Genomic DNA, 15,602 nt, shown 5'->3' with positions numbered 1-15,602 from the left:
AATGATGTATCAATTAAATGGTGTATCTTACTATGTGCACACCGAGGGAAAAGGAGAGCCGCTGCTTCTGCTTCACGGCTTTACCGGTTCTTCTCAAACTTGGCGTACCTTTATGAAGAAATTCGTTAAAGACTATCAGGTGATTGCTGTTGATATTATTGGTCATGGCCAATCAGCAGCTCCGAAAGAAATCAAACCATATTCAATGGAAGCAGTTGTTGAAGCACTGCATGAGCTTCTTCAACAGCTATCTCTATCACAGGTGAATGTAATTGGATATTCGATGGGAGGAAGGCTTGCTCTTTCATTTGCTCAGCGATATCCACACCTTGTGAAAAAGTTGGTATTAGAAAGCGCATCGCCTGGTTTAAAAACGCGAGAAGAACAAAAGCTAAGAAAAGAAAAAGATGAACAGCTGGCGAGCCGCATTATGAAAAATGGTATTGAAGAATTTGTAAACTTTTGGAAGGAAATCCCTCTTTTTAGTTCTCAAAAGCAATTGCCTAGCCATGTTCAAGAAGCGGTGCGTAAAGAAAGACTTTCGCATACAGAAACCGGCCTTTCCAACAGTTTGAAAGGAATGGGAACAGGAGTCCAGCCGTCACTTTGGGAGAAGCTGGACAATCTGTTGATGCCGGTTTTGCTTATTACAGGAGAAGTAGATCAAAAGTTTTGTTTAATTTCCAAAGAAATGCAAACATTAATACCAAATGCTACTTCTAGAATTATTTTAGGGACAGGCCATGCAATTCACGTGGAACAACCCGAGATTTTTGGTAGAATAGTAAGTGAGTTCTTAGCTACTACATAATTAGGAGGAAATAAAGATGACAGTTGAATGGACATCAGCACGTCAGTATGAAGACATTTTATACGAAACATATAACGGAATCGCTAAAATTACGATTAACCGTCCGGAAGTGCACAATGCATTCCGTCCAAAAACAGTAATGGAATTGATCGATGCATTTGCTTATGCTCGTGACGATGCAAGTATTGGAGTAATTGTATTAGCAGGTGCTGGAGATAAAGCATTTTGCTCAGGCGGAGACCAAAAAGTTCGCGGCCACGGCGGCTATGTAGGAGAAGATGAAATTCCACGTCTAAACGTTCTAGATTTACAGCGCTTAATTCGTGTAATTCCAAAGCCGGTTGTTGCGATGGTATCAGGCTATGCAATTGGTGGAGGCCACGTTCTTCACGTTGTATGTGACTTAACAATTGCAGCGGATAACGCAGTCTTTGGACAAACAGGTCCTAAAGTTGGAAGCTTCGATGCAGGATATGGCTCTGGTTACTTAGCTCGCATCGTAGGTCATAAGAAAGCGCGTGAGATCTGGTTCTTATGCCGTCAGTACAACGCTCAAGAAGCACTAGACATGGGATTAGTAAACACGGTCGTTCCATTAGAACAGCTTGAAGCTGAAACAATTCAATGGTGTGAAGAGATGTTAGAAAAAAGTCCAACCGCTCTTCGTTTCTTAAAAGCAGCATTTAATGCTGATACGGATGGCTTAGCTGGTATCCAGCAATTTGCGGGTGACGCAACGCTTCTTTATTACACAACCGATGAGGCAAAAGAAGGTCGCGATGCATTTAAGGAAAAACGCAATCCAGACTTCCAACAGTTCCCACGTTTCCCTTAAACAGCTGAAACAGCTTGGTGATTATCATCAGGCTGTTTTTTCAATTTAATTTAGTTAATCAGTATAAAAAGGAGAGAAATTCATGAGTAGCCAAACGATTCCCAATGGGCTTATGCAAAGAGCATATTTGACGCCAAATCGAGTGGCGGTAGAAACACCGCAAACGTCTCTTACGTTTCATGAGCTTCATAAACGTGTTCAAAAAGTAGCACAGCAGCTTTCTTTTAACGGTGTAAAGCAAGACGATACTATTGCTTTATACATGAAAAATAGAGTGGAGTTTATTGAGATTTTACATGCGGTTTCTTATATTGGCGCCCGGTTGCTGCTCGTCAACACGCGTTTGACAAACGAAGAAATTAATTATCAGCTAACAGATGCAAACGTGTCGTTGCTTATTGCGGATGAAACATTTTTAATGAGAGAATTCCAAAGTTCCATTACTCAGCTTACTTTACCTGCTTTAAAAAGTTCTCCAGAAGCAGAAACAGGTTTTCAAAAAACGTGGAATCTCGAGGAGACATTCACCATTATGTATACGTCTGGAACAACAGGTCATCCAAAAGGAGTGCTGCAGACATATGGAAATCACTGGTGGAGTTCCGTTGGCTCAGCGCTTAATTTAGGATTAAATGAAAAAGACTGCTGGCTTATAGCGGTTCCTTTGTTTCATATTAGCGGCTTATCTATTTTAATGCGGAGCGTCTTTTACGGAATGAAAATCATTTTAGAAGAACGGTTTGAAGCAAGAGCAGTAAATGAAGCGATTGAAAACAAAGGGGTAACGATTATTTCGGTTGTCACTTCCATGCTATCCAATATGCTTGATGAGTTAGGGGAACGGAAATATCCGCATACGTTTCGCTGCATGCTTTTAGGAGGAGGACCTGCACCGCTTACTATTTTAGAGGCTTGTGTGAATAAAGAAATTCCTGTTTATCAAACGTATGGAATGACAGAAACATCTTCACAGTTCGTTACCCTTTCACCTGAAGACAGTTTGCGAAAACTGGGATCAGCAGGTAAACCATTATTTCCATGTGCAATGAAAATTGTAGATGAAAAAGGAAATGAAACAAGCGAAGCAGGAGAAATCATTGTTAAAGGTCCAAATGTTACAAAAGGATATTTAAATAAACCTGAAGCTACTGAAAAAGCCCTTCAACAAGGCTGGTTCTATACAGGAGATATCGGGAAAGTGGATGAAGAAGGCTTCCTATATGTATTAGACAGACGTTCGGACCTCATTATTTCAGGTGGAGAAAATGTATATCCAGCTGAAATTGAAAATATTTTATTGAAGCACCCTGCTGTTAAAGAGGCTGGTGTAACGGGAGTAGCCGATGAAAAATGGGGACAAGTTCCGGCAGCATGCATCGTTACAAAAGAAGACGTTTCAGATGAAGAATTATCTTTACACATGCAACAATTTTTAGCGAAGTACAAACTTCCAAAGTATTTCGTTCGAGTAGAGGAGCTGCCGCGAACGGCTTCTAATAAAATCATACGCCGGAAGCTATCATCGTTCATACAGAAAGGTAGTTAATCGATGATTATAAAAAAAGTACATCTTTATAAAATTGACATGAAGCTTCTTTCTCCTTTTTCAACAAGCTATGGTACGGTGCAGGATCGAGAATTGATTTTGCTGGAAGTAGAAGATGAAAAAGGTTTTACAGGGTGGGGAGAGGTCGTTGCTTTTTCATCTCCTTGGTATACGGAAGAAACGATTCAGACGTGTTTTCATATGTTAGACGATTTTTTAATTCCTTCGCTTCTTCATCAGCAGCTTCAAAAACCAGAGGATGTTCAAAAGCTATTCAAACCTCTAAAGCGAAATAACATGGCTAAAGCAGCTTTGGACTGTGCTGTATGGGATTTGTATGCAAAGCGGCAAAATAAGCCGTTATCTGAAGTAATTGGCGGAGTAAGGCCTGCTGTAGAAGCTGGAGTGGTAGTTGGCTTAAATGACATTTCCGTAATGAAAGAACAAATAAAGACTTACATGAAAGATGGCTATAAGCGCTTTAAAGTGAAAATTAAGCCGGGTGCTGACTATGAGCTACTGAAACAAATTCGAGATGAATTTCCAAGCATTCCTCTTATGGCTGATGCCAATTCAGCCTATACGTTAAGCGATAGTGATTCATTGAAGAAACTAGATGAATTGAATTTAATGATGATCGAACAGCCGTTAAGTTCTGATGATATCCTTGATCATCGATTGTTACAAAAGCAAATGAAGACGCCGATTTGCTTAGATGAAAGTATTGTGAGCTATGAAGATGCACGTCATGCAATTGAACAAGAAAGCTGTAAGATTATCAATGTGAAAATCGGTCGAGTTGGCGGAATGTCCGTAGCAAAGCAAATTCATGATTTATGCGCCCAGCATGGTGTAAGACTTTGGGTTGGAGGAATGTTAGAAGCAGGGATTTCACGAGCTCATAATATCGCCCTTGCCACACTGCCTTCTTTCACGATACCAGGTGATATTTCTGCGTCGTCTCGCTATTGGGAAAAAGATATTATTAAGCCCGAAGTAGAGGTAGAAGCCGGAGTAATAAAGGTGAAGGGAAAACCGGGGATAGGATACGATATTGATAAAAAGTTTATCAAAACAATCACAGCATTTGAAAAAGAATACAAATAATTAAAAACCGTTTTTTTATGAAAAACGGTTTTTTTTATTGAGGTTGTCAATGTTTAGTAGAAAAATAGGACAAATTTTTTAAAAAGAGCACATTGTTCCATCAAGCGTGTCAAAACATGTTATGATGGAATAGTTTGATGAAAAAGGTCGAAGAGTTTTATCGTAAAAAACAAAATTATTTTTGAAAATAGGTTGATAGTTTTCTAAGTTGTCCTATATAATGTGTTTATAACATAACACAATATGTTGTTTTGAAATCCATAATAAAATACTATATTTTGTGTTTTCCAGTGAAAAAGGTGTCTGATAAAAAGACTTAAAAGGGAATTTGGTGAAAATCCAAAGCTGTCCCCGCAACTGTGAATGCTGATGAAATAAGGAGATCCACTGTGAGTAAACATCATGGGAAGGCCTTAAAGTAAAAAGAAGCATAAGTCAGGAGACCTGCCTTTTTTATGTCGTTTTATCTTCTTCGGGAGGTGAGAGGGTAGAGCGAGGATTGAGAAAAGACTTAGTGTCTTCTTCTATCTTCGTTCTATTCGCTCACCGAGGTACGGTGAGCGATTTTTTATTTTGAAGTGAAGAGAGGAGCCATATTTATGGTGAATACATTAAAGCCTACAATTCTACATGAATTAACTGCATATATTGAACGTTTAAAAAAAGAATTTACGCAGCTTGATTTTTCTTTGTATGAGGAAAAGGTTATTCAAACTGTTACAGTAAAGGAAAATATGACGGACGAAAAGGTTGCAAACGTACTAATTTTGGCAGCCTTAGAGCGTATTTCAATGGAAGAACCCGATTGGACGTACGTAGCGGCAGACGTCTACTTAAACGAACTATATCGAAAAGCAGCGGACAACCGAGGTTACGATAAAAAAGAGAAGTACGGTTCGTTTTATCAGCTTATTCAAGAACTAACAAAAATTGGCATTTATAATAAGCAGCTATTAAAAACATATACAGAAGAAGAAATTAATGAAATTGCTTCAGTCATTATTCCTGAACGCGATCGTTTATTTACATACATTGGATTGTTGACATTAGCAGATCGCTATTTAGCGACATCACATGATAAGCGCGTATACGAATTACCGCAAGAACGTTTTCTTATCATTGCTATGACGCTGATGTCTCAAGAAAAGAAAGAAAATCGAACAGCATTAGTAAAAGAAGCGTACTGGGCGCTTTCTAGTCTATATATGACGGTTGCCACACCAACACTTTCAAACGCAGGAAAGAGCTACGGACAGCTATCTAGCTGCTTTATTGATACGATTGATGACAGCTTACGCGGTATTTATGATAGCAATACAGATTTGGCCACGCTTAGTAAAAATGGAGGCGGAATTGGTGTCTACCTCGGTCATATTAGAAGCCGAGGAAGTGATATAAAAGGTTTTAAAGGCGTATCATCAGGAACAATTCCATGGATGAAACAGCTAAATAATACGGCTGTAAGTGTCGATCAGCTAGGTCAACGACAAGGAGCTATTGCCGTATATTTAGACGTATGGCACAAAGACATCTTTTCATTCTTAGACGCGCGTTTGAACAATGGTGACGAACGTCAGCGCACGCATGATTTATTCACTGGCGTATGTTTGCCAGATTTGTTTATGGAAAAAGTAGAGGCACGTGAAGACTGGCACTTATTCGATCCTCACGAAGTTCGTACGCTGATGGGCTACTCGTTAGAAGATTTTTATGATGAAGAAGAAGGCAGCGGTTCGTTCCGCACTCGTTACGCTGAGTGTGTAAATAATGAACAGCTTTCAAGAGAAACAGTACCTGCTATTGAAATCTTCAAGCGCATTATGCTTTCGCAGCTTGAAACCGGAACGCCTTATATGTTCTATCGTGATACGGTTAACCGAGCTAATCAAAACCGCCACGAGGGCATGATCTACTGCAGCAACTTATGTACAGAAATTACGCAAAACCAAAGCACAACGGTCGTAACAGAGGAAATTACGGAAGACGGAAAAATTATTATTACAAAGAATCCGGGCGATTTTGTTGTATGTAATCTTTCTTCTATCAACTTAGCGAGAGCCGTAACTGAAGATGTGCTTGAACGTTTAATTCCAATTCAAGTACGCATGCTTGATAACGTTATTGAGTTAAATGATTTGCCGGTACTTCAAGCAAAACTAACAAACCAAAAGTACCGCGCAGTAGGGCTTGGCACATTTGGTTGGAACCATTTGCTTGCCTTAAAGAAAATAGCATGGGAAACAGATGAAGCGGTAGCATATTGCGATGAATTATATGAGCAAATTGCTTACTTAACCGTACAGGCAAGCATGAACTTAGCTAAAGAAAAAGGTGCATATCCATTATTTAAAGGCTCAGATTTTGAGTCAGGCGCTTATTTTGAAACACGTAAATACACAAGCGAAGCGTGGAGTGAACTACGTAACGAAGTTCAAAGCAATGGGATAAGAAATGGCTACTTAATGGCTGTAGCACCTAATTCATCAACATCTATTATCGCGGGTTCTACTGCAAGTATTGATCCTATTTTCCGTAAGTTTTATTCAGAGGAAAAGAAAAACTATAAAATCCCGGTGACGGCACCAGATTTATCACCAGCAACAAACTGGTATTATAAGTCCGTTTATTTAATTGATCAGCACTGGAGCATTAAGCAAAACGCCAAGCGACAGCGCCATATTGATCAATCCATTTCATTCAACTTATATGTGCAAAATGATATCCGAGCAAAAGAGCTGCTGGATCTTCATATGACGGCATGGAAAGAAAAGTTAAAAACGACCTACTACGTACGTTCAACATCAAGTGAAGTCATTGAAGAATGTGAAAGCTGTCATAGTTAAAAGGAGTGAATAATTGATGACAAGCATGTTAAAACGAGAATTAATGAACGAAACAGCTCCGAACCGTTCGACAGGAATCATTAACGGCAAGAGCTCAAATATTCTAAACTGGGATGACGTCCGATTTTCATGGGCGTTCCCTAAATACAAACGTATGCTAGCTAACTTCTGGACGCCGTTTGAAATTAATATGGGTCAAGATATTAAGCAGTTCCCTCAGTTAACGGCTGACGAACAAGAGAGCTTTTTAAAAATTATTGGCTTGCTGGCGCTACTGGACAGTATTCAATCAGATTATGCTAGCAAAGTAGCTGACTATGTAACCGATTCTTCGATTAATGCTCTAATGATTATTTTAGCGCAGCAAGAAGTGGTTCATAATCATTCGTATTCATATGTTTTATCAAGTCTTGTACCAAAAGGAAAACAAGATGAAGTATTTGAATACTGGCGCACAGACGAAAAGCTTCGCGCTCGAAATGACTTTATTACAAACGGATATAAAGCATTTAGCGAAGAAGCAACGGTTGAAAACTTTTTGAAGTCTATGGTATATGATGTTATTTTAGAAGGCCTTTTCTTCTATAGCGGATTTGCTTTCTTCTATAATCTTGCGAGAAATCAAAAGATGGTGGCGACATCTACGATGATTAACTATATCAATCGTGATGAACAGCTTCACGTTGGGTTATTTGAAAAGATTTTCAAGGAAGTACTAAATGAAAATCCAGCTTATCGTACGGAGGAGCTAGAAACGTTTGTAGTTGAAACGTTCCAAGAGGCAGCTCGTCTTGAAATTGAATGGGCGGAATCTGTTATCGGAGAAAAATTCGACGGCATCACGATGAAAGAACTGCAGCAGTATATTGAATACATGGCTAATAAACGCTGTAATCAGTTAGGCTTCGGTCGAGCTGCTTTCCCAGAAGCACCGATTGAAAATCCTCTTCGTTGGATTATTGCTTATCAAGAGGTAGATTTAGGGAAAACGGATTTCTTTGAACAGAAATCAAGACAATATACAAAAGCATCAGATGCGAATGGATTTGATGATCTATAAATACAAAAGCTGACTAATTTCCTTATTGATTAGTCAGCTTTTTTTAAGTGAATAAGTCCAAGTTCTAACGCACGTGTCGTAATTAAGTCATCAATTTCTTCTGGAATGTTTTCAAGTGTTCCCCATTTATATGTCCATAAATGAGTAAACGATTGTACATAGATTGGAAAGGTTTGTTCATTTGCTTTTATTGCTTCTTCTTTAAAAAAATGAATCAGTTGTTCAGTTTTCATATTAGTCTCCTTTTTTATGATCTTGAAGAGAGAAAAAAGACAACCCAGAGGCTGTCCTTTTGCGGGTTACGCTTCAGTTGGCTTGAACGTTTTACAGTCTGTTTCATAACTGCTTGCTGCATGTTTTCCGCTATGACTTACCACGTAAATTTCTTCTGCGCTGCAGTGATTTCCATTTTTCCAAAAGTGACAGTTATTTACTTCACAAAGAATGTTTTGTTCCAACGTTAACCCTCCTTTGTATGTGATAGCTATAGTATGGTCAAAATTCAACTAACTTATAAGAAAGGTGGTAGACTTTCATTTTAATTGAGAATTTTTATCAATTAAACATTGACAAAGAGAATCATTCTCAATTAAACTGTGTATATAGTAAAGAATACAAGTTGTTGTCAAATCATTAAATGAATAATTAATTGGGAGGGAACAAACATGTCATCAGTTATGGTTGTAGGAGGAGACAGGTTAAAGCATATTACAGATCGTTTAGCGGGAGAAGGATTTAATGAAGTAATTCATTTAGATGGCCGTAAAAGCAATATGGTGAAGCGAGAAATACCCGAACATATTGGGGTTGTATTAGTTATTACGGATTTTATTAATCACAATATGGCAAAAGTCATTAAAGAGAAAGCAAAAAAACAAAAAAAACCGATTTATTTCGTCAAACATTCATGGAGTGCTATTCGTAAAGTGATTGAGCAAATTTCATGATTTAATTTTTACTTATTATTGAGAATGAATTTCAATTAGGGTGGTGAGACATAGGTGGAACCGATAAAAGTGCATATAAAGACACTCTCTAACGACCACATCGAACAATTTATTCGATGTCCGTACAAATTTTATCAGCAGCAGCTTCTTTTGAAAAAAACATCTATAGATTGGAAACAGCTTGTTCAAGTAACTGTCCATCAAATCATTAAAACATACTATAGCAAGCCCGTTGAGTATCGCTCGAACCTCTATGTTTTACAGCTTATTGAAAAATATTGGCGCCTAAAGCCAAATATGTTTTCATCACCCGTTCACTATTACGATGTGTTAGCTAAAGTAAGCGATTATTTACTAAGGTTTTTAGGAGAGAAAGCACATGTGGAACTACCGCTTTTTGTGTTTGAGAAATACAGCGTGTATGTAGAAGAAATTCAAAGCAACCTTTCTCTAACCATTGATTTTGCTGCATGGACAGAGAAGTCTTATACGGTAACAAAATTCATTCTAGATGACCATGAAGAAGTGAAAAACGCCATGAAAGACTTTATTATCGTTTTTTCGAAACAAGCTTTTAAAAAGGTTCCTGAACAAATTCGTTTTTATTCATTATTAACTGGAGAAACAACAACTTATCATATTGCACCAGACGATTATCAAAAAGCCATACTTCAACTACATATTGTCAAAAGTGTGTTAATGGAACCAAAACATTTTCAAAAGAATTATGCATCCAGTGAGTGTGAAAACTGTCCTCTTAAGCAAGAATGTTGTGAAGAAGGAGATGTGCGGCCAACACTGCTGGTGTAAAGGAGCGTCATTTACATGAAGGAAATCTTACTAGCTTATGCGAGTATGTCAGGTAACACAGAAGCGATAGCCGATTTGATCGAAGAAGAATTAGTCAAGCATGGATTGCATGTGAAACGAGCAGAAGTATATGACATTGATGCTTCTGACCTTGTATCCGCAGAATCTATTATCTTTGGAGCTTATACGTGGGGAGATGGAGAGCTGCCAGATGATTTTTTAGTTCTTTATGATGAAATGGATGATATAGATCTCAGTCAAAAGCAGATGGCTGTATTTGGCTCAGGTGATTCATCATATGATGTTTTTTGCGGAGCAGTTGATTTAATTGAAGAAAAAATAAAGAGACGTAACGGAAATATAGCCGTTCCCGGTTTGAAAATCGAGCTCTCTCCCTTTGGAGAAGATGTAGAAAAATGTAAGGTATTTGCTAAAGGTTTTGCTGAAGTAGTAGCAAAATCTGCTGCTTCATAAGAAAACCCGGTCAAGTGCTGACCGGGTTTTTTAATATGGCTTCTTTTTGCTGTATTCTTTATTATCTTTCATAAATAGACGCCAGAAATAAAAGAATCCAGGAAATAAAATAGCAAAACCAACAATATACACAATAAATAAAGAATGAAACGCATCGGGATGTGTAAATCCATTCTCAATCGTTACGTTTGGATAGACAACATAAGGTAAATGACTTCGTCCGTATACGTAACTTGCTAAGAAATATTGAAGGATAATGGATACCACGGCTAAACGAGGCATGCCTTTTCCTTTTTGAGAAGGTAGCAGCAGAGCAATGCCAGCTACTACAAATAGACCTACAGATCCGTAAAGAAGGGGCTTAAACTGCATCATTTTATCATATAACCAGCTTGCTTCTGATTGCATTGTAATCATAATAAAGATAGCCATTAGCAGGGAAAGAGGTCCTGTAATGAGCGCATCACGCCGATAGACCGCATAAGCTTCCATTTCGTCAGATGACTTCGAGTAATCTGCTAATAACAGAGACGATAGAAACAGCGAAGAGCTTATGGCAAACCCGATAAATGAATAGACGTGCGGACTTGAAAATACTTTTGCTAAATTTAATCGCTGCGTGCCATCAATTATATCAATAAATCCACCTTGACTTACTGGCAGTACAGCGATTAAAAAAGCAGGAATTAACACGCCGGATATACCGGATATATAAACCAATGCTCTTCGATATTTGAAGCTGCTAGCATAGTGTGAAAACACTAAAAATCCGCTTCGAATAGATAAGAGAAGTAAAATGATACTTCCGGGTATTAGTAACACTGTGCCAAGCGTAAATGTAGCTCGAGGAAAAAAACTAAACAGCGCAACAACAATCGCAACGATAAATACATTGGTTACTTCCCAAGTAGGCGATAGATATCTGTTTGCTACATCTGTAGCATTTGTTTTCGTACGATTAATATATACCATCGACCAAAAGCCAGCTCCAAAGTCCATCGTTCCCATTACGGCATAGATAAAAATGAAGCCCCATATTACAGTAATTGCTAGTAATGAATCACCCATATTCTCACATCCTTTTTAATCTGCTTGCGCAGCAAGCTCTTTAGAAAGCGGATTTCTTCTGAAATAAAACACCAGTACAAGGGCGACTGCGGCCACAAGTACGATATAAACAAGCAAAAATAAAAAAAATAAAATATGCAAATTAGCAGAAGTGGTAACTGCTTCTGATGTACGCATGATGCGGTAAATGACCCAGGGCTGTCTTCCTGTACATGCGAAAATCCATCCGAATTCAATGCCCATGATCGCGAGAGGGCCTGTTGCGACAAATGCCCACATAAAAATTTTAGGGAAGCTTTTCTTCTTTAAAAACTTGTACCAAACAACGCCCACTAGCGCCACTAAAATTAAAATCGATCCGATAATGACCATACCGTTAAACAAGGTATGCACAAAAAGCGGCGGCCAATAATCCCTAGGGAAGTCATTGAGTCCAGTAATCACTGTATTAAAGCTATTACCCGACAAGAAGCTGAGCATCCATGGAAACTCAATTCCATACTTGACTCGCTGTTCTTTTTCATCTGTAAATCCGCCTAAAGCTAATGGCGCATGATCTTGTGTTTCAAATAGACCTTCAGCTGCTGCAAGTTTTTCGGGTTGATATTCGTATACTTTTTGCATAGATTCATGTCCATTCAAAGCTGTTACAAAAGAAAAAATCCCGCCGATTACTAATCCCATCATCAATGCTTTATGATGAAATTTATATTCTCTTGGATTATGTTTTCGCGCACGAAGCATTTTAAAGGCAGCGACTGAAGCAATGACAAAGCCTCCGGTTGTATAAGCAGAAACGGCTACATGACCGGACGTTACAAAGAAACTCGGATTAAAGAAAGCTGCCCAAGGATCTACGCTTACAATTTCGCCATTTAAAATTCGAAAGCCAGCAGGTGTTCCTTCAAATGCGTGCACGTTTGTAATTAAAACGGCAGAGGCAAGAGCGCCTATTGCTACTAAAATTAGACTGATAATCCTCATTTTTCGAGAAATACGGTCCGCTGCGTATACGTAAATAGAGAGAAACAGAGCCTCAATAAAGAAAGCATAAATTTCAATTTGAAAGGGAAGAGCCATCACTTTTCCTACGATTTCCATAAAACCCGGCCAAAGCAACGCTAATTGTACACCAGCAATCGTTCCCGTAGGAATGGCGACTCCAAGCAGGACAGCAGCTCCTTTTGTCCAACGCTGTGCCATAAGTTCATAATCTTTATCTTTTGTTTTGTAGTAAAGAATTTCAGCCAATAAAATCATGAGAGGAATGCCGACGCCAAGAGTGGCAAAAATGATATGTACTCCCATGTTCAAACCAAACATTGAACGTGCAGTAACTAAATGATCCATTCACTTTTCAACCTTTCCAGTAAAGTATTGATAAACCTTATTGTCCACTTTTTACCACGCTTTATGCATCAGAATTGGTAAAACATATAACTTGAAAATAGTAATCATTACGATTATAATGAGTGTATATTGTTTTAAAGGAGAGATATTTAATGAAAACAAATATTCATCCAGACTATCGTAAAGTTGTATTTATGGATACAAATAGCGGAACATCATTTTTATCAGGATCTACAAAACAATCAAATGAGACTGTTCAATGGGAAGATGGCAACACATATCCGCTTTTAAAAGTTGAAATCAGTTCGGATACACATCCATTTTATACAGGAAAACAAAAATTTGCTGATAAAGGCGGCCGTGTAGAACGCTTTAAGCAAAAATATAAGTTACAATAAAAAAACTAGCCGGGAGGCTAGTTTTTTTATTAATATAATGCTTTTTTCAACGTATCAATGTTGTGCTGCATAATGGAGAAATAATCTTCTTTATTTTTAACATCGTTTTTTGTTAATGACTCTAAGTTATGAAGTGTTAAAGCTTGAGCTCCCACTTCATTTTTTACAAGCGTAGACACTTTAGGCTTTAAATTTTGGTCAAAGATAAAGTATTTGATATGGTCTTTTTTTGCCTGTTTTACGATGTTTTCTAATTGTTTTTGAGACGGCTCATTTGTAGGAGATAAACCCGCTACGCTAATTTGCTTTAAGCCGTATCGTTTTTCCCAGTAGCCATAGGCTGCATGTGATACTAAAATTTCTTTATGAGGTGCGTCGCCAATCGTTGTTTTTAACTCTTGGTCCACATCTTCAAGGTGAGTCTTTAACGCTTGGAAGTTCTTTTCAAACTCTGCTTTTTTATCTGGTTTTAATTCAATAAGTTCATCTTTAATATTTTCTGCTAATTGAATAGCTAAAACAGGATCAAGCCAAACGTGAGGGTCTGTATCTCCGTGGTTATGCTCTTCTTCATGGGCATGTTCGTCTTCGTGAGCATGATCATCTTCAGAACTCTTTGCTAATTTAATTCCTTTTGCAGCTTCTACTAAAGCTACATCTTCATTTTTAAGTGTAGACTGTGCTTTATCTGCAAAACCTTCAAGTCCAATTCCTGAGTAAACGAATGCGTCCGCGTTGGCGATTTTAACCATTGTTTTTGTTGTAGGCTCAAATGAGTGGGCATCTACACCGGTTGGTAAAATGCTTTTAGCTTCTACATATTTTCCACCAATTTTTTCAGTAAAGTCTTGTAAAGGGTAGATTGTTGTATAAACTTCTAATTTTTTGTTTTTATTATCAGATGCGTTATTTGCACTGCTTGAACTGCACCCTGCAAGAGCTGTTCCGATTCCTAATGCAAGCACCATTAAAAGTGGTTTGAATTTCATTATGTTGCTCCTTCCGTTCGTATCGTAACCATTTATGACCTATGTTATTATATCGTAATTATTACGATTTGAAAACTAAAAATTTACGTACTTACTGTAAACTTAGGAAGGGGATCTTTGAGAGTAGCCCAATCTTGATTCATTTCCTCATTTGTCAGCAAACAGCGGTCTAAAGTTTCAATTATTTCAGCTGTGTTCATATCAATACCAATGAACACGAGCTCGTTAATACGATCTCCAAAGTGTTCATCCCATTTTGCTCGTAATTCAGGCTCTTCTTTTAAGGTTTGTTCTCTTTCTTCCGGTGCGTAAGTTGCTATCCATTCACCCGCTGCTTGAATCATAATGGACGTACCCGCTTGAGAAAGAAGTCCTGCCATATTATTACGCGAAGCAAGCCAGAAAAATCCCTTTGCGCGTACAATATCAACCGGCCAGTTCTCTAACCATTTCATAAAGCGTTCAGGATGAAGGGGACGATTCCTTCTGTATACAAAAGAAGAAATACCGAACTCTTCCGTTTCAGGCGTATGGTGTTCTTCATTTAATTCTTTAATCCATCCGGCTCCTTGACTAGCTTTTTCAAAGTCGAATAAGTGGGTATGAAGTATGGCTTCAAGGCTTACTTCACTATTAATTGTTTGGATAACAGTGGCTTCTGAGTTTAATTTATGAAGAACAGCCTGCAGCTCATCTGCATCATCTTTTGTTAACAAATCAACTTTGTTTAACAAAATGACGTTTGCAAATTCAATTTGATCGATTAATAAATCAATCACTTCTCTTGTATCGTTTTCATCTGTTCCTTCTTTGCGGTCTAATAAGCTTTCGCCGGATGAAAAGTCTTCCCAAAAGCGATTGGCATCTACTACAGTGACCATCGTATCTAACGAACATTTCTGAGTTAAATCAATGCCAAGCTCTTCCTCAATATAAGTAAATGTTTGAGCAACAGGTATAGGTTCGCTGATTCCAGAAGATTCAATGACAATATAATCAATATCACCATTGTCAGCTAGGCGTTCTACCTCTTTCATTAGATCGTCTCGAAGCGTACAGCAAATACAGCCATTTTGCATTTCAACAAGTTTTTCTTCTGTTCGAGAAAATCCGCCTTGTTTAACTAAGTCTGCATCAATATTTACTTCGCTCATGTCATTGACAATAACCGCGACCTTTAAACCTTCTTTATTTTTTAAAATATGGTTCAAAAGAGTTGTTTTACCTGAACCAAGGTATCCGCTTAAAACGGTAACGGGAATTTTTTTCACTGTTATAACCTACTTTCTTGTTTATAAATAATAATGATTACGATTTAACACTTTTCATCTTATAGGAAAAAGTATTATAATACAAGAAAGAAT

16 protein-coding genes and 1 riboswitch are annotated in these 15,602 nt (G+C 37.9%); of the genes, 10 read left to right on the top strand and 6 right to left on the bottom strand.

Annotated features, from left to right (window positions below):
• Position 1 precedes the first annotated feature (1 nt).
• The 6 genes from menH (at position 2) to JNUCC25_RS24515 (ending at position 8,202) form a co-directional block, all read left to right on the top strand.
• Positions 2–811: a 2-succinyl-6-hydroxy-2,4-cyclohexadiene-1-carboxylate synthase gene (gene menH / locus JNUCC25_RS24540; protein ID WP_218812670.1), complete on the top strand. Its 810-nt coding sequence runs from the start codon at positions 2–4 to the stop codon at positions 809–811.
• A gap of 16 nt (positions 812–827) precedes the next feature.
• Positions 828–1,646 carry a 1,4-dihydroxy-2-naphthoyl-CoA synthase gene (menB, locus tag JNUCC25_RS24535; protein WP_013059564.1) on the top strand — a complete coding sequence of 273 codons (819 nt, stop codon included), beginning with the start codon at positions 828–830 and terminating at the stop codon, positions 1,644–1,646.
• An 82-nt stretch (positions 1,647–1,728) separates the two neighbouring features.
• Entirely contained in the window at positions 1,729–3,192 is a 1,464-nt protein-coding gene (locus JNUCC25_RS24530; protein WP_098279031.1) for an o-succinylbenzoate--CoA ligase, read from the top strand.
• 3 nt (positions 3,193–3,195) lie between these two features.
• The gene (menC, locus tag JNUCC25_RS24525; protein ID WP_029319911.1) at positions 3,196–4,299 is read left to right on the top strand and encodes an o-succinylbenzoate synthase; all 1,104 of its coding nucleotides are present in this window, start codon (positions 3,196–3,198) and stop codon (positions 4,297–4,299) included.
• A 280-nt stretch (positions 4,300–4,579) separates the two neighbouring features.
• A riboswitch (cobalamin riboswitch) is annotated at positions 4,580–4,765 on the top strand.
• A 133-nt stretch (positions 4,766–4,898) separates the two neighbouring features.
• Positions 4,899–7,142 carry a ribonucleoside-diphosphate reductase subunit alpha gene (locus JNUCC25_RS24520; protein ID WP_016765778.1) on the top strand — a complete coding sequence of 748 codons (2,244 nt, stop codon included), beginning with the start codon at positions 4,899–4,901 and terminating at the stop codon, positions 7,140–7,142.
• A 16-nt stretch (positions 7,143–7,158) separates the two neighbouring features.
• On the top strand, positions 7,159–8,202 hold the full coding sequence (locus JNUCC25_RS24515) for a ribonucleotide-diphosphate reductase subunit beta (protein WP_013059560.1): 1,044 nt from the start codon (positions 7,159–7,161) through the stop codon (positions 8,200–8,202).
• A 29-nt stretch (positions 8,203–8,231) separates the two neighbouring features.
• Here JNUCC25_RS24515 and JNUCC25_RS24510 read toward each other — a convergent pair whose 3' ends face one another.
• Together JNUCC25_RS24510 and JNUCC25_RS24505 are read right to left on the bottom strand one after the other, a co-directional pair.
• Complete coding sequence (locus JNUCC25_RS24510; RefSeq protein ID WP_013059559.1) at positions 8,232–8,435, bottom strand: hypothetical protein; 204 nt, start codon at positions 8,433–8,435, stop codon at positions 8,232–8,234.
• Between the two features lie 66 nt (positions 8,436–8,501).
• Positions 8,502–8,660 carry a DUF1540 domain-containing protein gene (locus tag JNUCC25_RS24505; protein ID WP_013059558.1) on the bottom strand — a complete coding sequence of 53 codons (159 nt, stop codon included), beginning with the start codon at positions 8,658–8,660 and terminating at the stop codon, positions 8,502–8,504.
• Between the two features lie 207 nt (positions 8,661–8,867).
• Here JNUCC25_RS24505 and JNUCC25_RS24500 point away from each other — a divergent pair, with 207 nt between their 5' ends.
• Genes JNUCC25_RS24500 through JNUCC25_RS24490 form a run of 3 tightly spaced genes read left to right on the top strand, consistent with a single transcriptional unit; the run spans position 8,868 to position 10,433 of the window.
• Positions 8,868–9,149, top strand: a complete 282-nt coding sequence (locus tag JNUCC25_RS24500) for a DUF2325 domain-containing protein (protein ID WP_025601454.1) — start codon at positions 8,868–8,870, stop codon at positions 9,147–9,149.
• Between the two features lie 54 nt (positions 9,150–9,203).
• Positions 9,204–9,959, top strand: coding sequence for a hypothetical protein (locus JNUCC25_RS24495; RefSeq protein ID WP_223268961.1), 756 nt, complete (start codon positions 9,204–9,206; stop codon positions 9,957–9,959).
• 15 nt (positions 9,960–9,974) lie between these two features.
• Positions 9,975–10,433, top strand: coding sequence for a flavodoxin (locus JNUCC25_RS24490; RefSeq protein ID WP_098279032.1), 459 nt, complete (start codon positions 9,975–9,977; stop codon positions 10,431–10,433).
• Between the two features lie 30 nt (positions 10,434–10,463).
• On the opposite strand, the gene JNUCC25_RS24485 is transcribed toward JNUCC25_RS24490, so the two are convergent.
• Entirely contained in the window at positions 10,464–11,501 is a 1,038-nt protein-coding gene (locus tag JNUCC25_RS24485) for a cytochrome d ubiquinol oxidase subunit II (RefSeq protein WP_013059554.1), read from the bottom strand.
• Between the two features lie 15 nt (positions 11,502–11,516).
• Entirely contained in the window at positions 11,517–12,851 is a 1,335-nt protein-coding gene (locus tag JNUCC25_RS24480) for a cytochrome ubiquinol oxidase subunit I (protein ID WP_013059553.1), read from the bottom strand.
• Between the two features lie 152 nt (positions 12,852–13,003).
• Between JNUCC25_RS24480 and JNUCC25_RS24475 the strand changes: the two genes are divergently transcribed.
• Positions 13,004–13,249, top strand: coding sequence for a type B 50S ribosomal protein L31 (locus JNUCC25_RS24475; protein WP_013059552.1), 246 nt, complete (start codon positions 13,004–13,006; stop codon positions 13,247–13,249).
• Between the two features lie 29 nt (positions 13,250–13,278).
• Here JNUCC25_RS24475 and JNUCC25_RS24470 read toward each other — a convergent pair whose 3' ends face one another.
• Positions 13,279–14,238, bottom strand: a complete 960-nt coding sequence (locus JNUCC25_RS24470; protein WP_013059551.1) for a metal ABC transporter substrate-binding protein — start codon at positions 14,236–14,238, stop codon at positions 13,279–13,281.
• An 83-nt stretch (positions 14,239–14,321) separates the two neighbouring features.
• Entirely contained in the window at positions 14,322–15,509 is a 1,188-nt protein-coding gene (locus JNUCC25_RS24465) for a GTP-binding protein (protein WP_454222562.1), read from the bottom strand.
• Between the last annotated feature and the right edge of the window lie 93 nt (positions 15,510–15,602).

The organism is Priestia sp. JNUCC 25, from assembly GCF_053667915.1.
The sequence above is the reverse complement of the archived record's forward strand: the minus strand, read 5'-3'. Positions and strand labels throughout refer to the sequence as shown.